This window comes from Candidatus Methylospira mobilis, from assembly GCF_009498235.1.
GTDB classification, from domain to species: Bacteria; Pseudomonadota; Gammaproteobacteria; order Methylococcales; family Methylococcaceae; genus Methylospira; species Methylospira mobilis.
The window spans coordinates 2,487,305-2,508,765 of sequence record NZ_CP044205.1 but is presented as its reverse complement, the minus strand read 5'-3'; the positions used below and the strand labels follow the sequence as shown (position 1 = coordinate 2,508,765).

Here is a 21,461-nt window from a genome sequence, read left to right as displayed (position 1 = left end):
TCATGGATTACCACGGCATCATTACTCTTGAACCCGGCAAGCGAGGCGGCAGGCCATGTATTCGCGGATTGAGGCTCACTGTTTACGATATTCTTGAACAGTTGGCTTCAGGTATGACACCGGCTGAAATTGTGGAGGACTTCCCAGAACTTACAGAACCGGATATTTACGCCTGCTTGAGTTTCGCAGCGGACAAGGAGCGGCAACTTGAACGCCTACAGGCACCATAATGCCTACATTATTGAATCTGGCCGGGTACAAATTCTTTTTCTACGCCAACGAGCATGAACCGAAACATATACACGTTATGAAAGGCGGTGACTTCGCCAAAATCGAGCTTGGAACTATGCGCGTAGTGAACAGCACATTCAAACCGCAAGAGATAAGGCGGGCGCTGGAAATCACAAGCGAACATCAATCAAACTTTTTGAGGGCATGGGATGAATACTTCAATCGCGGGTAAAACCGTTAGCTTTGATAATCGTTATTTGCATGTTGAACTGACAGACGGGCGTATTATTTCAACGCCACTGAGTTGGTACGCGGAACTGATGGGTGCTTCTATTAATGACCTAAATAATTACCGCTTTATTTGTCAAGGTACAGGTATCGAATGGGAAGCAATAGACTATCATTTAAGTATCGAAAGTATGTTGTTGGGTAAAAGTTATCAGGAAGCGGCATAACAAAACACAAGGCTAAGTCATGAGCATAGACAAGTTAAACGATAGCATAATGCTAATCATTAAAATGCTCATAGTTGGGTTTGCAATTTTAAATACGGATTTATTTTAGGTTGCGCTGAAAGTTGAACGTCTTATTTAAGCTAATGATAGCATGAGAGATATTGAGTTAATCATAATTCAAGAGTCGAAAAGACTGGAAGATAATGTAAGTCGTGCCGCACATAATATTTTTGGTGAGTACCTGCCTGAAAAAATAAAGAATGAAATGTTCGCCGTGACCGGTTTAGATTCAGATGGTAGCGGCACATTTAACGGCACACATATTTTTAATGACTATATAAAAGACTCAGGTCATTTAGCTTGTGGATACGCCGTTTTATATTTAGAGGCGGCTCTAATAACAATGCGCCAGCATGACTACACCTATGCTATGGGAAAGTTAATAGATGCTGGGGTTATGCTCGGTTTATGCGGTAATTATCAATATTTTTTACGAGGGTATCAATACTTTAATGCTAGCAGGTCGCGAGATCGACACCCCGCCAAGCCGATTGTAAAAAAAAGAGTATGCCGAATATCTGGCGCAATCATCGCTACCAGAGAATGAGCGCACACATAAGAAGCTTAAATCATTCCAAATTCATTGCGATAAAGAACATAAGGTTAGCCGCACTACTTTTTACGAGTGGAAGAAGGAATTTGATGGCGAAACAATTTAGTCCGGTTAGCCGGTTATCCGTACCAAGCATATGATTTTGAACATTTATTAGTTTGATATGATGATCTCGGTTTCTTTATCGAGGTTAAGCAATGACAACTGTTACATCTACAAATGCACCCCGCGCAACACTTCCCGCATTATGCGCTTTGGCTGAAAGCCACCTGCTCAACGAGCAGGAAGCGGCTCAATATCTCAACGTTTCTCCCGGAACGCTATCAGTGTGGCGCAGCACCGGACGTTACGGACTTGTTTATGTAAAGATCGGGCGGCGCGTGAAGTATCGCGTATCAGACCTTCTCGCCTTTGTTGAAAGCCGCAGCCGTTCGCACACTGGCGAGGGCGCATAACATGAATCCTTCAAACGAAAAAACCGCGCTGGGGGGCGCGGCTTCGCAAAACAATCTTCATGCAAATAATATCAGTTATTTCAATAAAATCAAAGCCGCGTTCGTTCGTGTAGCTGCATGGCTGTCGATTGTTGGGGGTGCGATATGATGCCTATCGAGAAGCTACTGCAAAGACTGGAGAAGGTCAAATCTACAGGGCCGGGAAAATATCAAGCCTGTTGTCCAGCGCATGACGACCGCACGCCTAGCCTGTCGATCAAGGAATTGGACGACGGCAAACTTTTATTGAATTGTCATGCTGGATGCGGCACTGCCGATATTGTGGGCGCTGTTAGCCTGACCCTTGCCGACCTATTCCCGAAAATCCACGGACGCGACTACGACGCTACCCAGCCGCGCAAAAAACCGGCGTGGCGTATGGCCGACGTCTTCAACACGCTGATGAGGGAATCGTTTATTCTCGGGCTGGCACTGGAACGATTGCTACACGGCAACGACCTAAGCCCTGATGACAAAATCCGCGCACTGGAAGCATGCGGCAGGATTGAGCGCATTCATACGGAGGTGCGCCGTTATGGATGAATACGTTTCGATAGAAAAAGAAGCCGAGACACGTGCTAAAAATGCTGAAACCGGCGAGCCAATCCCATTACAAAGCGATCCGCTGAAATTACTCCCAGAATATCCTTTTCAGGCACTCCCTGAATCACTGGCGAAAGCTGCGGAGGAAATCGCACGGTTCGACAAAGTGCCGCCTGAGAGTCCTGCATCTATTGCGCTATCAATGGTAGCTACCGCTATCGGAAAAAATGCGGTTGTCGTTGAGCGTGACGGACTCGACCATTTTCCGGCCTTGTTCTTCACCCTCATAGCAGCCAGTGGGGAGCGTAAAAGCCCACCATTCAAGAAACTGCAATATCCGTTCATTCAATACATCGAACAGCAGGCCGAGGCTTACCAGTTTGCGAAGGATGAAGCGGAAGCCATAAATGCCGTAGTTGAATCGAGAATCCGCAAACTGACCAAAGAAGCTGAAAAGTCTGAAACTGCGCTGGAACGCCAAGATATTGCGCGACAAATCGCAAACATCAAAACAGAAAAAGCGCCGTTGCCGCTACACCCGCGCAAATTCACCAGCGACTACACCGAACAGGTTTTGTTCCGGCTCATGGAACACAACAACGGCGAATATTCTATTCAATCGGGCGAAGGCCGACCTGTCATTGATTCAATTCTCGGGAAATACTCAGGCGATGGAAAAACCGGCGATGGCGTTATTCTCGCCGGTATATCCGGCGACACGATCACGCGTGACCGTATCGGCAGCGCAGAGACGGGAGGCCAAGAATCAGGCGTGATACTCAATCCGTGCCTGAATGTCTGCGTGATGGTGCAGCCGGACAAATACCAACAGGCGGCGCGGCATCCGAGCCTTAGAGCATCGGGTGCATTGGCGCGAATATTTCCGGTCTGGCTTCCGTGTTTAGTTGGGACTCGGTTAGAAGAGAAGGACGAACCAGATCTCAGTAGAGCCGCGCTAGGGCAGTACAACGTCTTGATTATGCAGTTGCTCAATACGCAGCGCGACGAGCCACACAGGGCGACGCTATCACCAGAAGCGGCGGAGCTGCGGCGACAGTACCATAACAGTATTGAGATCATGATGGCGGCGGGCGGCGATTATGACGACGTGCGCGACATCGCGTCAAAGGCCGTTTCGCAGACCGTGAAGCTGGCGCTGGTTCTGCATGTAGCCATGAATCCGAGCGCACTGGAAAATGATGTTTCTGAAATATCGCCGGAAACATTCAACAAAGCAATGGCGCTAGGTTTTTACCACCTATCTCAAGCGGTAGCCTCACAGCGAGCCGCCGACGAAGAAACAACGCTGGCACCAGCGCGGCGCATATTGGAATGGATGCAGCGCGAGCACGCAAAAAAAGGCACCAGCGTTTTTTCATTCGCTGACCTGCTACAGAAGTCCAGTCGACCGCGACCGAAAGCAAACGAGCTTATGACGATCATGGAGACCTTGCAGACGCACCGCTGGGTAATCGCCATAGATAGCAAAAACAAACATCCCGATTACATCCTACAAAGAGCCAACAATGGAAAATGAGTTTCCCAGTGTGGCTATGGCAAATTTGGCTAATTTGGCTAAATTTGTCCCGAACGAGGATGCTTTTAGCCGTTTTAGCCAAAATAGCCATAGCCACCCCGTCAGGTTGAAAAATGATGTGGCTGCATTGGCTGCCGAATTGTCAGGGAGGAACGGACAGCCACTTGCTGACGTACTTGCGCTGCTGGACGAACCGGACAAGGAAGCAATCGAAACTGGAAGCGATCCGCTCAGGTCTCAGGCATGGGCGTTTGCTGTTTCGCAGTTACCGGCAGCATCGGCAATTGAAACGGTATCGGTATCGCTGGCGCTGGTGCGTTGCGCTGACTGTGCGCACGCTCAGGCCGTGGACTATCACACGGCGCAGATTAAATGCGGCGCAGGCAGACCGGCACCCGGCGCGTGTGGGACATGGTGGGGGCTGGATAAGAAAATCTGCGAACTGTACACGCCGAAGCTGTAACTTTTACGATACCTATCAAGCCCTACCCGAAACGGTGGGGGTTTTTGTGGCGACTATGCACCCATGCTGGACGATACAGTTTCAGCCCTACTGTCATTTTTCGTGGATTTCATGGCGTAGCTTGATAAGATAGAACCATATACCAAATTTTTCGGAGATTTGAAGTGTGCATTTTACGATGTATTAGGCCAGTTATTGTCATTTTATTTTTTTCTGGCATAGCAAATAATGCTAATGCGGAATGGGCGGGGGATTTGGGGCGTGGCATTGAGGCTTTAGTAACAAATAGTAAATGCTCAGATGATACGTTTCTACTGCAAGGATATAATTATCAGCTTTATATTTCAATACCATTGTCCAGATTAAAAAAACCTGCGGATTCATGGTTTGTTACTGAAAATAGAGCAATAACTGTTGTGGGATGTTGGCTTGAAAAAGAAGGTGCCGCAATACTTCATGCAAAAACAAGAAGAAAAAAAGACAACAAAATAGATGAGCTTGATATTGATCTTAATGATGGTACGTGGAGAAAAATAGATAACGAAAAATCTCAATTAAATAGCTTTGAGGGGGCTTACTTAGAATCTCACCGGTATAGTGTTAAAAAAAATACAGATGTCTCTGCCGATAAAGAAAGGGGCTCCTCTGGCATTATGTCAACAATCATATTGTTGGTGGTTGCTTTTTTTCTAGGAAAACTGCTATTTAATCAATACATGCGATACGCTACAGCTAAACGCTTCAGGCAAGCGCTAGAGTATCAGTTTATCAAGTCCAAACAAATAATTAATGATCATGCGCAAGAACTGTCCATTCGACGGAATCAGTTAACCATAAAAGGGAACTATGGGCTGGTAGATAATAGTAAATGGCTAAAAGAGATAGAGCTATTTGTTTCAAATGTTCTGCACCCTGTTGTTGGTGATATTGATACCTACAGTATAAACTATACCCGCGTGAGAGAAGAAATTGACCGGGTAACGTCAAATTTCAAAGATTCCGCAACGACTTACGCAGAAAAAGTTAGTAGTATCAGTCCTACAGCATATGAGGAACTTGTTGCTGAGCTTTTGCGTGATAATGATTGGAATGCCCGCACAACTTCAACGACCGGGGATCAAGGCATTGATGTGATTGCCGAAAAAAATGGGCTAAAGGTTGTCATTCAGTGCAAGCTATACACTAACCCTGTTGGAAACTCTGCGGTTCAAGAGATTATAGCGGGTAAAGCATTTGAGAATGCCCATTTTGCTGCTGTTGTATCGAATGCGCAATTCACACGCGCAGCTCAACAGTTAGCTTCATCAACTGGGGTATTTTTGCTACATCACGACCAGCTTAGCAAGCTTGAATCAATGTGTGCGTAGAAAAATGATTGCACCCTTTATATTTTGCGCCTACGAGTGCGCGTCAAATATCTGTCACCGGTAGTAATATTACGCAGTAATAACGAGAGGGCAGCGCATGGCAAAATCCAACGCAGAGTTACAAGCGGTATATCGGCAAAGACACCTCAAGGATATTGAAGGCAATAAGGCGCGATTGAATACCCTGATAAGCGCACCGGCCAAACGGTCATTAAAGCGACTGGCGAAACATTACGCAGTAAGACAGACCGCGCTACTTGAGCGGCTGATAGCGGATGCTGAAAAGGCAGAGCTGGCGAAAATGTCAGGCGATGAGCAAAGCGCCTACTGTGACGCTATTACGCAGTAATGAATATTTGCATCGTGCTTGATAAACAACACAAGGAACAATGATGGCATTCAATAAAGGACAATCCGGCAATCCAGCCGGGCGAAAAAAAGGCGTTACGTTTACTGAGAAACTGAAAACAGCACTGGAGCCGGAGATTGACGGCATCATATCCGCATTGGTGACTCAGGCGAAAATGGGCGATACAGCGGCGGCATCCTTGTTGATCAGTCGCGTTATGCCAACAATGCGGCCAGTACAGGAACCCGTCAAAGTAGCGTTGAAGGGCGACACACTGAGCGATAAGGCCGAATGTATCATCGATGCAGTAGCAAGCGGCAAGTTATCGCCAATGGACGGCAAGAGTATGCTTGACGGTCTGGGAGCGCTGGCTAAACTGAAAGAACTGGAAGCGCTAAACTCGCGTGTCAGTGCGCTGGACCGTATGCCGACGCGCATCGAACGGGTAATCGTTGATCCGCGCATGATGATAGACGTGTCCGATGTGTGAGCATATGCTAACGCGCATAGAACGGGCAATCGTTGACCCTATCGAAGCGTCAAAGGCATATATCGACTTCATGACGGGCGAATAATGCCGCGCAATATACCGCGAAGTTTCCGTGCACAGGAATCCATATCTGGCGCGGCATAGAGCCTAATTTAGACCGGTATTTCCGCACACATTCTGCGAGATTTTCCGCGATTTCCGGCAGGGTGCAAAATGGTTATAAGACTAGACTGTTAAACAGCGCAAGGAACAATGCGAGGATAGCGAAAAGAAAATAATAATCGCATACGCGACGCGGCTTATCTGGGCATCGTGACTGCTATCAATCGCAGTTAGATTTGATCTGATTGCAGCACCAGCAAGAAAAAATACAGACGGGCCGAGTGTCCGTTTTTTTTATGGAATTTGCAAATACCGGGCACCGTGTTTTTTAAGTTCGCTGCAAAGTGGCGTAACTTATTGAAATTATGGAGCCCGAAACAGGAATCGAACCTGCGACCTATTCATTACGAATGAACCGCTCTACCGACTGAGCTATTCGGGCATCGCTTTATTATAAGGCGCTTCTGAACTTCTTTCAATGATCCGGTAAGGTGCTGCGTCGATTTCACTGCTTCGGCCCAGCAGGATGTCGGCTAGCAGCCGCGCCGAAGCAGGCGCCATGACCAGGCCGTTGCGGTAGTGTCCGCAATTGACATAGAGATTGGATAAGCCGGGATGAACCCCGATATAGGGTATTCCTTGCGGTGAGCCAGGTCTGAGACCTGCCCAGTGTTTTTCGATGGGATAATCCCGCAAAGCGGGCAATTCGGCATAGGCAAATCCGCTTAGTTCCCCGTAGGCCTGCTCTGTAGACTCTTTATCGAAGCCTGTGTATTCCAGGGTGCTGCCGGCCAGTATATGACCGTCGCGCCGGGGTATGAGATATTTACCATCGTTGAGTAGAATAGGGTGCAGCAAGCCGTGAACTGCGGCAAAGACGATCATTTGCCCCTTTACCGGTTGTATCGGGATATCCAGATGAAACGAGGCTCCCAACACGCCGCTCCAGGCGCCGGCTGTCAATATCGCCTTGTCGACTTTAAATTCGCCTTGCCCGGTAATGATCGATTGAACGCGGTCGTGCCGAATGACCGCCGATTCGACGGCATGCTGTTCGAGCAGTCTTACGTTGCTGCGCTGCTCCAGCTCGGCGCGCAGCGCTTTCAGCAGGCGCGGATTACGGATATGGGCAATTTGAGGGAGATACAACGCTGATTCGCTGGAGATACCCCGCTCGAAGACAACTTGATGGCGTACGCACCAGCTTGTTGCCTGCTCGCTCTGTCCGCAGTTTTTAAAGAGCAGGCCGCTTTGTTCCCATTCAGGGTCTATGCCGGTATTTTGAATAAGTTCTTCCGCCAGCCCGGGATAGGCGGCCTGGCTCCATAGACTGAGCGCGGTAATGGCATCGGGCATATTCCAGGGGCTCAGCGGCGACAAAATACCGCCGCCTGCCCAGGACGATTCCCGGCCTATTGTCCGGCGTTCCAGAAGCGTGACTTCGATCCCGGCATGCGCCAGTTCGCGCGCCGTCATCAAACCCGATATGCCGCCGCCGATAATCAGTACTTCGTGCGTAGCCATGTTGCCCTCTAACGGTTTAAGGCAACGAGGGGGGGGCAGACGGTACGGTGCCGGATTTTCCTGTTATTGCTGCCGTTTGCGGCGTCGCCGCCGTTATTTTTTTTAGCTGCGCTTCGAGCTTGTCGTATGTTTTTTCGAGCGAAGTGTCCATGACCACGACATTGCCCATGGAAAGAATCACGCGCGCCAGTTCGGGTATTTTGGTGTGGGCGGTCGATACCAGGTAAATGGGTTGAACGTAGAGCACGGATCTTCCGATGGGCAAGGTGATGATGCGGCCACGGATAACATGCGAACCTTTTTGATCCCATAATGAGAACAGTTTAGATATTTCAGAGTCCTGATCGATTAATGCGCTGATTTGCGACGGTCCGTCGACCTGCGTCTCCCGATTGAATTTATAAATAACGATCTGTGATGTGAGCGGCGATGTATTGCTGTCGAAACGTATATTGCCGCCAATAGCCAGCGCACTCAGGTTGCTGCGTCCTATTGGCGTCATTGGTGCGATCAGCATGAAGTTTTCATCATCCAGGGTGTCCTGGATATGGGTAGTCAAATAATAGGGCTGTACCGGTTTTTTTTCGCTGTCTTTGGAAAAATCCCAGGTCTCGGCTTGCTGATAAAACAGGGACGGATCTTTTTGATGATATTTGGCGTAAATCCGCATGCGGATATTGAACAGATCCTCGGGATAACGCAGCTGGTCTTTAAGCGGCTGCGGCATCAAGGCCATATCTTTGAACAGTCCGGGGAAAGCGCTGCTGTAACCCTGTATGACCGGATCGGAAGGGTTGTTTATATAGTAACTGACCGAGCCGTCGAAGGCGTCGATTACCACTTTGACTGAATTGCGGATATAGTTGAATTCGCTGGGTTGACTATCCCCGGCAAAAGTGAAGCGACTGATCTTCGATACCGGATATTCTTCCGACAGGGTATAGGCGTCCTGTATCCAGTAGATGCGTTGCGGTGTGATGACCGGGTAGGGGTCTTTGTCCAGAGCGAGAAACGGCGTCAGGGTTTTGACGCGCTCGACGATATTGCGACGCATCAACACATGACTGTTCTGATCGATATTTACGCTGAAAAATAGCTTTTCATCGCGAAAGTAGCCGGAAATAATGAGTTTGCGAAACAGCGATGAAATCGGAATCCCGGTCCTTCCCGCGTTGACGCTTTGGTCATTGCCGGCGATATCGACGATATTGAGCCGATTTGGAACGATGGCGTAATCGAGTCGTTCGGTGCCATAGTAGATATCGGGGTTTTCAACATTGAAGCCCATGCTCGACTGCATGTTGATGTCGCGCAACAGCCATTTCATCGGCTCGTCCGCATTCTGCGTCGATGGCGTTACCACTGCGCCGAAGCCGTGCGTATAGCGCAGATGGCGGTTTTCCCAATTTTGCGCTTCCTCGGGAAGCTTCTCGAGGTTGATTTCGCGTGTGGACAGATTGACTTGTTCGATTTTGCCATTGATCGTGTAGCGGGCGACATCGATATCGGTAAAGTTGTAATAAGGCCGTATGCCCTGCATTTCCTGATAAACGTCATCCAGAAAATCGGTATCCCAGACCGGAATATTGTCCAGATGTTCGCTGGTATGCGCATCTATCAAGTCAACGCCAAAGCCGGGAGTGATATCGACGGTTTTAATATCCTGAAGGTAATAGGCGTCCTGGGTTGCAATAATATTGTCTTCCATATAGGCTTGCTCGGCTTTGACCGGGTTGGGTTTGACGATAAACCGATCCATCAGGCCGGGAACGTACGACGAGTGTTCCAATAAAATGGAAATCAAAAAAAACACGCCGCTGAACAGGACGAGCCATCCTCTCTTTCCTGTGTAGGCATAGAAAATGCCAAGCAAGGTGCCGGCAACTACGGTTATCGCAGACAGCCAGAGCAGGGGGTCCCGAAACATATGTTCGACGAAGCCGGGCCCGAAAAACACCGGTTCGTGAAAATCCACGTAGAGCAGGTCGTGACGGTCGAGTATAAAGCCCCACGCGAGCGCGAGCGCACTTGCGATCGCCAGCGCGCTGATGTGCATTTTCGCCCCGGGTGGCCAGGTGCGCTGTTTTGCAGGTACGAGATGGTGTTCTATCCAGTACAGTAGCGTGATGCCCAGCGTAAGCAGTATGAACGCATTTTGCAGCTCGACCTGTATCAGATCGAAAATTGGGAGTCTAAACAGGTAAAAGCTGACATCTTCCTGATAGACCGGATCGGCTACGCCTGCCTCCGGCCCGAAAATGAACAATAATGCCTGTTCCCAGTGCGTATAAAAGGGTAGCGCTATGGTGACGGCCAGGATCAGCGATAGCGGTGCATAAATGCGGATCGAACCCGCTTGCAATAGGTGGAGCAGGTGTTTTGTGCGACGCGTTTCTTTTTCCGGCAGACTGGCAAGGGAAATTTCTTCCGCGCCGAGAAAACGCGAAGCGACCCAGAAGTTCAAAAAGAACACCAGGAAGAAAAATAATGTCACGCTGCCGGAAAGTATGTAGCGGTACAGTAGACGCAGCCAGAAGTAGCCTTCGTAGTCGAGCGAACTGAACCACCAGTAGTCGACCAGCAAATTAATTAATGGAATGCCGGAAGCGGCCAGAATCGAAGTAAGCACTACCAACGCCAGGGCGGCGGCGATCAGCAGTCGTTTCCATTTTTGCATGACATCCTCGGAGCGGGGTAACTTAAGTTGTATGTACCTGACTGTTGCCGGTTTTGTTGCGCGCACCCGTGCGGCAAGGCTGAACCAATTGTAAACATGATACCGCGTCCGGGATTAAAGCTGTAGTCGTCTTGCGCGAGATGGGGCGAGGAGCGCAGAATTATACGAGCTCAGCCGGTTTGTAATTGTTAAAAACGATAGCCGGCAGCAACTTTCAGTTCTTCAGCCCTATGCCTTTATGCAACAGTATCAGGCTGGCTCCGCCCAAAGTCAGGATGAACGCGCCGATGATCGCAAAAGATCGCATGATATCGACGTCGGAAATACCCAGCATACCGTAGCGGAACGCGTTGACCATGTAGAGAATCGGATTTCCCAGCGACAGACTGCGCCAGGGTTCCGGCAGCAGGCTGACCGAATAAAACACGCCGCCCAGATAGACCAGCGGCGTCAGCACAAAATTAGGGATGATGGATATGTCGTCGAAGCTGTTAGCAAACAGCGCATTTAAAAAGCCCGCCAGAGAAAACACCATCGCCGTGAGTATGCACACCAAGCAGACGATCCACGGGTGTACCCAGGCCTGTGGGCTGAAAAAGTGGGATATCAGCGCCACCACGGCGCCAACCATTAACCCGCGCGTGACGCCGCCGCCGACATAGCCGGTCAGTATCACCCAGTTCGGCACCGGTGCTATGAGCAGCTCTTCGATATGACGCTGAAACTTGGTCGAGTAGAATGAGGAAACCACGTTGCTGTAGGCGTTGGTTATCACCGACATCAATATCACGCCGGGTACGATATAGGCGATATAGCTGATGCCTCCCATTTCGCCGATACGCGCTCCCATCAGGCGGCCGAAAATCAGAAAATATAGCGAGGTGGTTACCGCCGGAGGCAACAGTGTTTGCGGCCAGATGCGCACGAAGCGCAAAATTTCCTTGAACAGTATGGTTTGCAGGGCGATCAAATGTTTCATATCGATTATCAGCGCTCCGGGTGGGCTGGTTTGTTGTCCAGCAGATTCATGAAAAACTGTTCCAGCCGGTTGGAAGCATTGCGTATGCTGGCTACTTCGATTCCGTGCTGCGTCAATTGCGTAAACAAGGAATGGATGCCGATATGGGCCGACACATCGACGGCGAGCGTGGCGCCGTCTATCTGCTTCAGCACATAATTTTCCAGTTGCGGCAGTTCGTTAAGCGGATTTCTCAGTTCCAGCACAAATCGATCAGTCGGAAGCCGCGCCAGCAGGCCGGACATGTCGCTGTTTGCAACGATGCGCCCATGATTGATGATGGCGATGTTGCGGCACAGTTTTTCCGCTTCCTCCAGATAATGGGTAGTCAGTATGATGGTCGTGCCGGCGCGGTTCAGCTGCTCCAGAAAAGCCCACATCGCATGCCGGATCTCTATGTCCACACCGGCGGTGGGTTCGTCCAGGATCAGCAGTCTTGGCGAATGCACCAATGCGCGCGCAATCATCAGCCGGCGCTTCATGCCGCCTGAGAGCTGCCTGGATACGCTGTTGCGCCGGTCCCATAGATCCAGCGCGCTCAGGCACTGTTTGGCGCGGCGGCAAGCCTCGCGATAAGGAATGCCGTAATAACCCGCCTGATTGACGACGATGTTCTCGACTTTTTCAAACTGATTGAAGTTGATTTCCTGCGGCACCAGTCCGATGCAGCGGCGCACCTCCTCCGGATTGCTGTCGAGATCGTTGCCGAATACCGAAACCTTGCCCGATGTTTTGTTGACCAGCGAACTGATGATGCCGATGGTCGTGGATTTTCCGGCCCCGTTGGGACCCAGCAGGGCAAAAAAATCGCCCGACTCCACATGCAGGTCGATTCCGGTAAGGGCTTTGAAGCCGTTTCCGTAGGTCTTTTGTAAATTGTCAAGCGCAAGTGCGTACATAAGGATTTGGAAAAACAGGCGGCGAATTCGGTAAAATAACGATTTATCCTGCAATCTTAGCAGGAATACAGCTTGACTATAAACTCAGATCACAACTCCAAGGAACGAAACGTGCCGCTTAATCAATTGGAAACTGTTGCTGCAATAGACTTGGGTTCGAATAGTTTTCATATGATAGTGGCCAACTTACGCAAGGGCGAGCTGGTCGTGCTCGATCGTTTGCGTGAAATGGTGCGTCTTGGCGCCGGATTGACGCCAGCGCGGCAATTGACGCCGGAGTCGCAGCAGCGCGCGATCGATTGCCTGCAACGCTTCGGACAACGCTTGCGCGGCATGCCGCCGTCCAGTGTCAGGGCGGTGGGTACCAACACGCTGCGCGCCGCGCGTAACGGCGCGGAGTTTCTGTTTATAGCCGAGCAGGCTTTGGGCTATCCGATCGAAATTATTTCTGGCATAGAGGAAGCGCGGCTGATTTATCAGGGTGTCGCAAAGAGCCTGGCGTGCGACGGACGCCGCCGTCTGGTCATGGACATAGGCGGCGGCAGTACCGAATATATCATCGGCATCGACGGAAATCCGCTGCAAAAGGAAAGCCTGCAGATGGGGTCGGTATCGATAAGCCTGATCCACTTCCCGGACGGAAAAATAACCGCGAAGCGTTTCAAGCATGCGGTGCTGGCGGCGCAAACGGAGCTGGAGCCGATCGAAAACAGCTTTCGTTCCGATGCCTGGGACCAGGCTGTGGGCGCATCGGGTACCTTGCGTTCGGTGCAGAAAGTAATATCCGCTTCGGGGTGGGGGCGGGATACGATCAACCTGGAAGGTCTGAATCGCCTGATAGACGCGATGCTCTCCGCCGGTCATATGGATCGCTTGTCGTTTCCCGATCTTTCCGCCGATCGCAGAGCGATACTGCCGGGCGGTCTGGCGATACTTTATGCCACGTTCAATAGTCTGGGCATCCGCGCCATGGAGGTATCCGATGGCGCCCTGCGCGAAGGGTTGCTCTACGATCTACTGGGCAGAATCAACCATGAGGACATCCGCTCGCGTACCGTTGCTGCATTGGCAAGCCGCTATCATGTCGATCAGGAACACGCCGCCCGAATTCGTACGACGCTGCATCATTTGGCTAGGCAAGTATTACCCCTGCACGGCATCGATAGCGAGATTGCGTTGCAGTGGCTGGACTGGGCGGCGGAGCTGCATGAAATCGGTTTGGATATCGCTCATAGCCAATATCATAAACATGGCGCGTATATCATCCAGAATGCCGATTTGCCCGGCTTCTCCCGGCAGGACCAGCAGCTGTTGGCGACCATAGTGCGCGCTCATCGGCGCAAGCTGCAGGCAAAATGGTTCAAGGAACTGGCTGCGCCATGGGACGAGGCGGTAAAGTCCCTGATTTTTTTGTTAAGACTGTCCATACTGCTGAACCGCAGCCGCCGCTCCGCGCCGTTGCCCGATATAGGCTTGAAGTTCGCTCTGGGCAGTATTGAGCTTTTTTTTCCGGCGGGCTGGATAGACGCTCATCCCTTGACGGCTGCCGATCTGGAAATTGAGGCCGGATTTTTGAATGGCACGGGAATGTTGTTGCGCTACAGTTAAATCATCAATAATTCGTTCGTAGTCCACTGGCGACATATACTCGTTGGCCGAATGAAGCCGCTCCCGGTTATAAAAGACTTCAATATATTCAAATATGCTTGGCTTGCTCCCGAGTTTTGTAGTTTTCCTGATAAATCAGCTCTGTTTTGAGCGTATGAAAAAAACTTTCCGCAACGGCATTGTCCCAGCAATTCCCCTTACGGCTCATACTTTGCCGAACACCGTGTTGCTTCAATAACATCCGATGACTTTCCGACGCGTATTGACTGCCGCGGTCGGTATGCCAGATCAGGCCTTTTTCCGGCTTACGCTTCCAAACCGCCATCAAAAAGGCATCGTTGGCCAACGCAGTGCGCATATGTTCAGCCATAGACCAGCCTACGACTTGGCGAGAATATAAGTCGATTACCACCGCTAAGTACAGCCAGCCTTCTTGCGTCGAAATATAGGTAATATCACCCACGTAAGCTTGGTTGGGCCGCTGGACGCTAAACTGGCGACCCAGAAGATTGGCTGCAACCGGCAGGTTATGCTGCGAATTTGTGGTCGCCTTGAAGCGGCGCCGGGTCTTACAGCGTAAATCGGCTTGTCGCATCAAGCGCCCAATTCTTCGGCGGCTCAGATGGATATCCCTCTTTCCCAATTCTATTTTCAGCCGTCGTGTGCCGTAGCTCCCGCGGCTTTTTTTAAATAACGTGCAGATTTTATCCGACAGCTTAGCGTCAGACTTTTCTGTGACCGACGCAGGACCCTGTAGCCACGCATAATAAGCGCTACGGGAAACCTTCATAAAACGGCACATCGCTTTCGCTGAAAATTCATCGCGGTGTTGTTTGATCCAGGCGTACTTCACCGTTGTTCCTTGGCAAAGTACGCTGCCGCCTTTTTTAATAAATCACGCTCCTCCTTCAAGCGGCTGTTTTCCAGCTTTAGGCGCTTTAGCTCCCCGTACAAATGCTCGTCGGTTCGGACTGCCTTATCGTTCGCCTGAGGCCGGCTGTATTGATGAATCCAAGTATAAAGCGTATTCGGGTTAATACCCAACTCTTTCGCCGTCTGCGCAGCCGGTTTGTCCGACTCATTCGCCAGCTTAACTGCCGAGGCCTTAAATTCTGCTGTATAGGTTTTCGGTTTTTCTTGACTCATTTCTGACACACTCTCCCTTTTCGAGGTAGTTTATCTGTGTGTCCGGTTTAGTGTAGCCACTTCAATTCCTCACTATATCGGACCTCGTGAATCGGTACCAAAAATCGAAAAGAACAATCTGCCGGTGGATGAAGCTGGATGAAAACCCGCTCCCTAAACCGACGATCCAGCATACGGGTACATCCTGCCTTTGGGACCCAGAAGACATTGAAGCTTGGGAAGGGCGTACAGCAAGCTGACTCTGGTTAAGTTATAATTCACTGCTTAAATATATTCATGCCGTTTGTGTACTTTTTGAAATGTGTACATAGCTGAGTACATAAAATCTTGAAATGTGTACATAGCTGAGTACATAAAATCGCATTATCCTAAAAATCTCCCCATGAATTCCTTAGAAATCAAGCGTAGACGCACATTCGCCATCATCTCTCATCCCGACGCGGGTAAAACCACCCTGACCGAAAAGTTGCTGCTGTTCGGCGGAGCTATACAGCTGGCCGGTTCGGTCAAAAGCCGCAAGGCGGCGCGTCATGCGACTTCGGACTGGATGGAAATGGAAAAGCAGCGCGGTATTTCCGTGACTACTTCGGTCATGCAGTTCGAGCATAAGGACTGCATACTCAATCTGCTCGATACTCCGGGACACGAAGATTTTTCCGAGGATACCTATCGCACGCTGACTGCGGTGGATTCGGCGCTGATGGTGATCGACAGCGCGAAGGGCGTCGAAGACAGAACCATCAAGCTGATGGAGGTCTGTCGTCTGCGCGACACACCGATACTGACCTTCATCAACAAGCTGGATCGCGAAGGCCGCGAGCCGATCGAACTGCTGGACGAAGTGGAAGATATTCTGAAGATACAATGCGTGCCGATGACCTGGCCTATCGGCATGGGCAAGCGTTTCAAGGGCGTCTACGATCTGGCGACGGATTCCGTGCATTTGTTCAGTCCCTCGCATGGCGACAAAATCATCAAAGGCGAGGTCATCGCCGGTTTGGATAATCCCGAACTGGACAAAGTGCTGGGCGATCAGGCCGACGAGTTGCGCGTGGAAATGGAACTGGTCAAGGGTGCTTCCCATACCTTCAAGCTGGAAAGTTATCTGAGCGGTAGACAAACGCCGGTATTTTTCGGATCCGCAATCAATAATTTCGGGGTGCTGGAGTTGCTGGATGCTTTCGCCGATTTTGCACCGCAGCCGCAACCGCGCCAGGCGCGTGAACGTATCGTCGACGCTGCGGAAGATAAATTCAGCGGTTTTGTCTTCAAAATACAGGCCAACATGGACCCTGCTCATCGCGATCGTATCGCCTTTTTGCGGGTTTGCTCCGGAAAGTACGACAAGGGCATGAAAATGTATCATGTGCGTACCGGAAAACAGGTGCAGATTGCTAACGCCATTACCTTCCAGGCCGATACGCGCAAAAACGTGGAGGAAGCCTATGCCGGCGATATCATCGGTCTGCATAATCACGGCACGATACAGGTCGGAGACACTTTTACCCAGGGCGAAAGTCTAAAATACGAAGGGGTGCCTTATTTCGCGCCCGAGCTGTTCCGGCGCGTGGTTCTCAAAGATCCGTTGCGTGCGAAAGCCTTGCAGAAAGGCTTGCAGCAGTTGACCGAGGAAGGCGCAACCCAGTTGTTCAAGCCACTGAAAAACAACGATATGATATTGGGCGCGGTCGGTATATTGCAATTCGATGTGACTGCTTTTCGTCTGAAGGCGGAATATAACGTAGAGTGCGTATACGATACGGTTTCGGTTTCTACCGCGCGCTGGGTGAGTTGTTCCGATGTGAAGCTGCTGGAGGAGTTCAAACGCAAGGCGTTTGAAAATCTGGCGGAGGACGGCAGCGGTTATCTGGTTTATCTGGCGAGCAGCCGGGTTAACTTATCGCTGACCGAGGAGCGCTGGCCGGATATTCATTTCAGCGCAACGCGCGAGCTGTAGCGTACACCTTGCAGCAAAGACGATGCCTGATCATTCGACCAGCACTTCGTCGCTATCGCTCTGTCCCTGGTTGTCCTGCCAGCTGACGCGTAGACGGTCGCCGGGTTGACTGGCCGGCAGATGCAGCGAAAGATACGGATTGCGTGAAACCGATGTGCTGAACAGGCATTCGGAAATCAGCGCTCCGTTCAGCGCTATCTGTACGTTTCGAATATAGTGCGCGGCTATCGGCTGCTCCTGTTCCGTTTTTCGTCGTCCGGTTTCCATAGGATGGCTGATCAGCACGCGTAACAGCGTGTAGCCGTCTTGCCGGCGGGCGCGTATCTTTAGTGTGGACATAAAGGTATTGTGGCGGTATGAAACAGAAACAAATTATTCTACAGCGTAACACGAAAACAGCGCGCAGGCGTTTTTTGCAGCTTTGCGGCGGCCTGATGACGCTGGCATTTTTGCAGCCGGCTTTTGCCCGGAAAAAAGCACCGTCGACCGCTTTCGGTACGCTGGACGAGGCGATCGCCGCTGAACTGGGCGCTGCGGCGAAAATCCGGTTCGATGAGCGTCTTGTGCTGACAGTACCCGATATTGCCGAGGATGGAGCCATCGTACCGATTTCAGTGGAAGGCACGCTGAGCGGCGTTAAATCCCTATTGATTTTTGTCGAAAAAAATCCGACGCCATTGACTGCGCGCTTCAATTTTCAGGTGGATATGCAGTCCTTTGTATCGTTGCATATCAAGATGAATGAAAGCTCCGATGTCGTCATCGTAGCGGAGACGGCGGACGGTTTCCACAGCACCAGAAAATGGGTGAAAGTGTTGCAGGGGGGATGTGCCTGAATTGGAAACAAGTCAATCAGGCAGGATGGTATACTTCTCCTTGATACGGAGTTTCCATGAGCGCTATCGCTAGAGAATCCAGACAGGAACGCTATGATGTCATTGTTGTCGGCGCGGGCATCGGCGGCTTGACCGCAGCGGCCTTGCTGGCGAAAGCCGGAAAATCGGTGCTGGTGGTGGAACGGCACAAACGCCCCGGCGGTTACGCCCACGGTTTTTCACGGCGCGGATGCCGCTTCGATGCCGGCGTTCACTTGGTTAGCGGTTGCGGTCCGCAGGGTTATGCCAATGGCAGCATCATCTATCAAGTTTCACGCGCGCTGGATATTCACGAAGAATCCCGTTTCATAGCGGTTTCTCCTTATGCCAGCGCGGCTTTCCCTGATCTGGAAGTCAATTTGCCGGACGGAGAAGACTCCCTGGTCAGCGCTTTAGGCGATTGTTTTCCGCAAGAACGGGAGAGTTTGCGCGATATTTCCCGTTTATGCCGGCAGGTGGCCGAAGAATTGATGGTAGCTGACGAACTGCTGGGGCAGGGCGGAACGGCGGGCGTTTCACCGACGCGGCAACTGGCGCGGATGTTCCGGTATCGCCGCGCCACGCTGGGGCAAGTCCTGCAGGAAAAAATTGCCGACGAACGTTTGCGCGGCGCCTATGCTTCGTTGTGGCCGTATCTGGGATTGCCGCCGTCGCGCTTGTCTTTTCTATCCTGGGCAACGATGTCTGCCGGTTATACGTATGAAGGCGGCTTTTACTGCAAGGGAAGCTTCCAAACCTATGCCGACCGTCTGGCTCGCAGTCTGGAAAAGCAGGGCGGGGAATTATTGCTCAATGCCGGAGCCCGGCGCATCGGCGTGAAAAACGGCAAGGTAACGGGCATCGTATTGGAAAACGGGCAGATTATTGGTGCGGATCATGTGATTTCCAATGTCGATGCAGGCTACACAGCCGAATTTTTGCTGGGCAGGGAAAATCTGCCTGGCAGTTATTTGGATAGCCTCAATCGCTTATCCGCGTCGATCTCATTGTTTGTGGTGTATGTCGCTACCGATCTGGATATTCGAACGCGGGGCAGGGCGCATGAAGCGTTTTATTTCGATAGTTTCGATCATGAACATAACTTCGCCATGACGGAGCTGGGGCAACCTAACTGGTTTTCCGCCGCTATTCCCACGCTGGCCGATTCTTCGCTCGCTCCTGCCGGGCAACACCTGATGCTGCTGACTACGCTATGTCCGTTCGATGTCGGCAAATCGTGGCGTAGCGCCAAACTATCTTTTCAACAGCGCCTGCTGGAAAAAGCCGAACGGCGTTATCCTGGCCTTAACGACCACCTGCTGGTGGTGGAGTCCGGTTCTCCGCGCACGATGGAACGCTATACCTTGAATCATCAGGGAGCCGCCTATGGCTGGAGCCCTACGCCTGATCAGGTGGGGGCGAACCGTCCGTCCGTTCGCGGCCCGCTGGAAGGGCTGTTTTTCGCCGGCCATTGGACCCGCCCCGGCGGTGGATGCGTGGGGGTCAGTTTTTCCGGCATGCTGGCGGCTCAGGCGGTATTAAACGTTCCGCGCAGGCAGGATTTCTGGAAAGTATTGGGCTTGGCTGGAGAAAACTAACCGCCGATGCCGATACAGCGCCCAGAAACCTTGTTTGCCGTTCGCAACGGCGTTGAACTGAGCCGTGGAAAATTCTGGGCCGACGTACACACATTTGCCCGCCGTTTGCCCGACCGGCCCTATCTGCTTAACCTGTGCGAAGACCGCTATCTGTTCTGCGTCACCTTGCTGGCGGCTATGCTGCGGGAGCAGGTCTGCCTGTTGCCGCCCGCCGCCCAGCCGGGAATATTGCGCGACTTGCTGGATGATTTCCCTGCTTGTTACCTGGTTGCCGAAAAAGAACCGCGTCATGCGCTTTGTCCGTGGTTTCCGGCCGAACTGCCGGAAACCACGATAATGACCTGGGTCGAGCCTGTCGAATTCGATCCCGGACAAACCGCGCTGATCGCTTTCACTTCAGGCACCACCGGACGCTCGAAGCCGTGCCTGAAAACCTGGGGTACGTTTCAGACTTCGGCGAGCATGGCGTTGCGCAGCCTGGGGTTGGAAAATACGCGTCTGGCCGTGGTGTCTACCACCGCGCCCCAGCATATGTACGGACTTGAAACCTCGATTTTCTGGCCGTTGTTTTCCTCGCTGGTTTTACACGCCGCCTGGCCGTTTTTTCCGGAGGATGTGCGGCAGACGGTGCGTGACGCGCCCTTGCCGTGTTTGCTGGCCACCACGCCGGTTCATTTGCGCGCGTTGTGCGGAACGGCGGCGCACTGGTCAAACCTGCACGCCACCCTCTGTTCCACCGCCAGTCTATCGCAATCTCAAGCCTTGCAGGTAGAGCAGACTACCGGCAAGGCGTTGTGGGAGATTTACGGAAGCACGGAAACCCTGTCGCTGGCCTTGCGCGCAACCGCCCGTGAAGCGATATGGCGTCCTTATACCGAGGTTAACCTATACCATGACGCGGAAGGTGGCATTGTGCTATCTGCGCCGCATCTCTCCGAGCCGGCACATTTGCAGGACCTGTTGCATATTGAGAGCAGCGGCGGATTCACGCTGTTGGGGCGTAGCGCCGACATGGTTAAAATAGGCGGAAAACGCATTTCTCTGGCCGATCTGGATCGGCGGTTGACCGATATCGATGGCGTAGATGATGGCGTATGTCTGGCTATTCCGGACGCGCAACGAGAATTCCGCATGATGGCCGTAGTGGTTAGCGATTTAAGCAAACAGGATATTGCCGAAGCGCTGCGCCCCTATCTGGACGAGGTGTTTTTGCCAAAACGCATAGATTTTGTAAAAAAAATACCCAGAAACAGTGTTGGTAAGGTGGCGAGGTCTGATCTGGAAAAGCTGGTGGTTGCGGCGAATGGCGCTGGAGAATAAGCCCAAAAGGGATGCAGGGTCAGCAGAAGAAAAATGCCGAAACGATTCACCGATGTCTATGACGTCGCCCCTGGTCATGCTAACCGGTCATGGCGCAAGCGTCGCCCCTGACCATTACATACTACAATAGAAAGCGGCTTCGTTCAAAATTGGGCTATTTGTTCCCAGCGGCCTTTGAACTTAAAAATGTAAAATGTCGCTTAACAAAGTGTCAGC

General features: G+C 51.4%; 22 protein-coding genes, 1 tRNA gene and 1 pseudogene. 17 read left to right on the top strand and 7 right to left on the bottom strand.

Translation table 11 applies throughout. The features are described 5' to 3' along the window. Positions 1–2: 2 nt before the first annotated feature. From F6R98_RS11305 to F6R98_RS11250, 12 genes are all read left to right on the top strand, one after another. Positions 3–230, top strand: a complete 228-nt coding sequence (locus F6R98_RS11305) for a DUF433 domain-containing protein (protein WP_153249114.1) — start codon at positions 3–5, stop codon at positions 228–230. After that, a complete protein-coding gene (locus F6R98_RS11300) occupies positions 230–463 on the top strand; it encodes a DUF4160 domain-containing protein (protein ID WP_153249113.1) in 234 nt (77 codons plus the stop codon). The genes F6R98_RS11305 and F6R98_RS11300 overlap by 1 nt, the downstream gene beginning before the upstream one ends. After that, positions 441–686, top strand: coding sequence for a DUF2442 domain-containing protein (locus tag F6R98_RS11295; protein ID WP_153249112.1), 246 nt, complete (start codon positions 441–443; stop codon positions 684–686). Before F6R98_RS11300 ends, F6R98_RS11295 begins: the two co-directional genes overlap by 23 nt. A 151-nt stretch (positions 687–837) precedes the next feature. Then, positions 838–1,293 carry a hypothetical protein gene (locus F6R98_RS11290; RefSeq protein ID WP_153249111.1) on the top strand — a complete coding sequence of 152 codons (456 nt, stop codon included), beginning with the start codon at positions 838–840 and terminating at the stop codon, positions 1,291–1,293. A gap of 203 nt (positions 1,294–1,496) precedes the next feature. Beyond that, complete coding sequence (locus F6R98_RS11285) at positions 1,497–1,754, top strand: helix-turn-helix domain-containing protein (protein WP_153249110.1); 258 nt, start codon at positions 1,497–1,499, stop codon at positions 1,752–1,754. Between the two features lies 1 nt (position 1,755). After that, the gene (locus tag F6R98_RS11280; RefSeq protein WP_153249109.1) at positions 1,756–1,902 is read left to right on the top strand and encodes a hypothetical protein; all 147 of its coding nucleotides are present in this window, start codon (positions 1,756–1,758) and stop codon (positions 1,900–1,902) included. After that, positions 1,899–2,336, top strand: a complete 438-nt coding sequence (locus tag F6R98_RS11275; protein WP_153249108.1) for a DNA primase — start codon at positions 1,899–1,901, stop codon at positions 2,334–2,336. The genes F6R98_RS11280 and F6R98_RS11275 overlap by 4 nt, the downstream gene beginning before the upstream one ends. Continuing rightward, positions 2,329–3,873 (top strand): YfjI family protein, encoded by a 1,545-nt coding sequence (locus F6R98_RS11270; protein ID WP_194269900.1) that lies wholly within the window; start codon positions 2,329–2,331, stop codon positions 3,871–3,873. Before F6R98_RS11275 ends, F6R98_RS11270 begins: the two co-directional genes overlap by 8 nt. Further along, positions 3,863–4,336, top strand: a complete 474-nt coding sequence (locus F6R98_RS11265) for a hypothetical protein (protein WP_153249106.1) — start codon at positions 3,863–3,865, stop codon at positions 4,334–4,336. Before F6R98_RS11270 ends, F6R98_RS11265 begins: the two co-directional genes overlap by 11 nt. Positions 4,337–4,500: 164 nt before the next feature. Beyond that, the gene (locus F6R98_RS11260) at positions 4,501–5,703 is read left to right on the top strand and encodes a restriction endonuclease (protein ID WP_153249105.1); all 1,203 of its coding nucleotides are present in this window, start codon (positions 4,501–4,503) and stop codon (positions 5,701–5,703) included. A 97-nt stretch (positions 5,704–5,800) separates the two neighbouring features. After that, complete coding sequence (locus F6R98_RS11255; protein ID WP_153249104.1) at positions 5,801–6,052, top strand: hypothetical protein; 252 nt, start codon at positions 5,801–5,803, stop codon at positions 6,050–6,052. A 43-nt stretch (positions 6,053–6,095) separates the two neighbouring features. Next, positions 6,096–6,542: a DUF5681 domain-containing protein gene (locus F6R98_RS11250; RefSeq protein ID WP_194269898.1), complete on the top strand. Its 447-nt coding sequence runs from the start codon at positions 6,096–6,098 to the stop codon at positions 6,540–6,542. Between the two features lie 468 nt (positions 6,543–7,010). Here F6R98_RS11250 and F6R98_RS11245 read toward each other — a convergent pair. From F6R98_RS11245 to F6R98_RS11225, 5 genes are all read right to left on the bottom strand, one after another. Then, a tRNA-Thr gene (locus F6R98_RS11245) sits at positions 7,011–7,086 on the bottom strand. Beyond that, positions 7,077–8,168, bottom strand: coding sequence for a glycine oxidase ThiO (gene thiO, locus F6R98_RS11240; RefSeq protein WP_153249102.1), 1,092 nt, complete (start codon positions 8,166–8,168; stop codon positions 7,077–7,079). Before thiO ends, F6R98_RS11245 begins: the two co-directional genes overlap by 10 nt. Before the next feature lie 16 nt (positions 8,169–8,184). Next, on the bottom strand, positions 8,185–10,845 hold the full coding sequence (locus tag F6R98_RS11235) for a UPF0182 family protein (protein WP_153249101.1): 2,661 nt from the start codon (positions 10,843–10,845) through the stop codon (positions 8,185–8,187). 214 nt (positions 10,846–11,059) lie between these two features. Then, complete coding sequence (locus tag F6R98_RS11230) at positions 11,060–11,824, bottom strand: ABC transporter permease (protein WP_153249100.1); 765 nt, start codon at positions 11,822–11,824, stop codon at positions 11,060–11,062. 8 nt (positions 11,825–11,832) lie between these two features. Continuing rightward, positions 11,833–12,762, bottom strand: a complete 930-nt coding sequence (locus tag F6R98_RS11225; RefSeq protein ID WP_153249099.1) for an ABC transporter ATP-binding protein — start codon at positions 12,760–12,762, stop codon at positions 11,833–11,835. Positions 12,763–12,834: 72 nt separating this feature from the next. Between F6R98_RS11225 and ppx the strand changes: the two genes are divergently transcribed. Next, on the top strand, positions 12,835–14,370 hold the full coding sequence (gene ppx, locus F6R98_RS11220; protein WP_228124837.1) for an exopolyphosphatase: 1,536 nt from the start codon (positions 12,835–12,837) through the stop codon (positions 14,368–14,370). 15 nt (positions 14,371–14,385) lie between these two features. On the opposite strand, the pseudogene F6R98_RS11215 reads toward ppx, so the two are convergent. Beyond that, positions 14,386–15,516 (bottom strand): annotated as a pseudogene (locus tag F6R98_RS11215) (IS3 family transposase); the annotation flags it as partial. Between the two features lie 382 nt (positions 15,517–15,898). Between F6R98_RS11215 and F6R98_RS11210 the strand changes: the two are divergent. After that, entirely contained in the window at positions 15,899–17,473 is a 1,575-nt protein-coding gene (locus F6R98_RS11210; RefSeq protein WP_153249098.1) for a peptide chain release factor 3, read from the top strand. Between the two features lie 30 nt (positions 17,474–17,503). Here the strand turns inward: F6R98_RS11210 and soxZ are convergent, their stop codons facing one another. Then, positions 17,504–17,812, bottom strand: coding sequence for a thiosulfate oxidation carrier complex protein SoxZ (gene soxZ / locus F6R98_RS11205; RefSeq protein WP_153249097.1), 309 nt, complete (start codon positions 17,810–17,812; stop codon positions 17,504–17,506). Positions 17,813–17,829: 17 nt separating this feature from the next. Here soxZ and F6R98_RS11200 point away from each other — a divergent pair, with 17 nt between their 5' ends. Genes F6R98_RS11200 through F6R98_RS11190 form a run of 3 tightly spaced genes read left to right on the top strand, consistent with a single transcriptional unit; the run spans position 17,830 to position 21,245 of the window. Beyond that, positions 17,830–18,309 carry a thiosulfate oxidation carrier protein SoxY gene (locus tag F6R98_RS11200; RefSeq protein WP_153249096.1) on the top strand — a complete coding sequence of 160 codons (480 nt, stop codon included), beginning with the start codon at positions 17,830–17,832 and terminating at the stop codon, positions 18,307–18,309. Positions 18,310–18,365: 56 nt separating this feature from the next. Then, positions 18,366–19,925 carry a phytoene desaturase family protein gene (locus F6R98_RS11195; RefSeq protein ID WP_153249095.1) on the top strand — a complete coding sequence of 520 codons (1,560 nt, stop codon included), beginning with the start codon at positions 18,366–18,368 and terminating at the stop codon, positions 19,923–19,925. 6 nt (positions 19,926–19,931) lie between these two features. After that, positions 19,932–21,245, top strand: a complete 1,314-nt coding sequence (locus F6R98_RS11190) for an AMP-binding protein (RefSeq protein ID WP_153249094.1) — start codon at positions 19,932–19,934, stop codon at positions 21,243–21,245. Positions 21,246–21,461 lie beyond the last annotated feature (216 nt).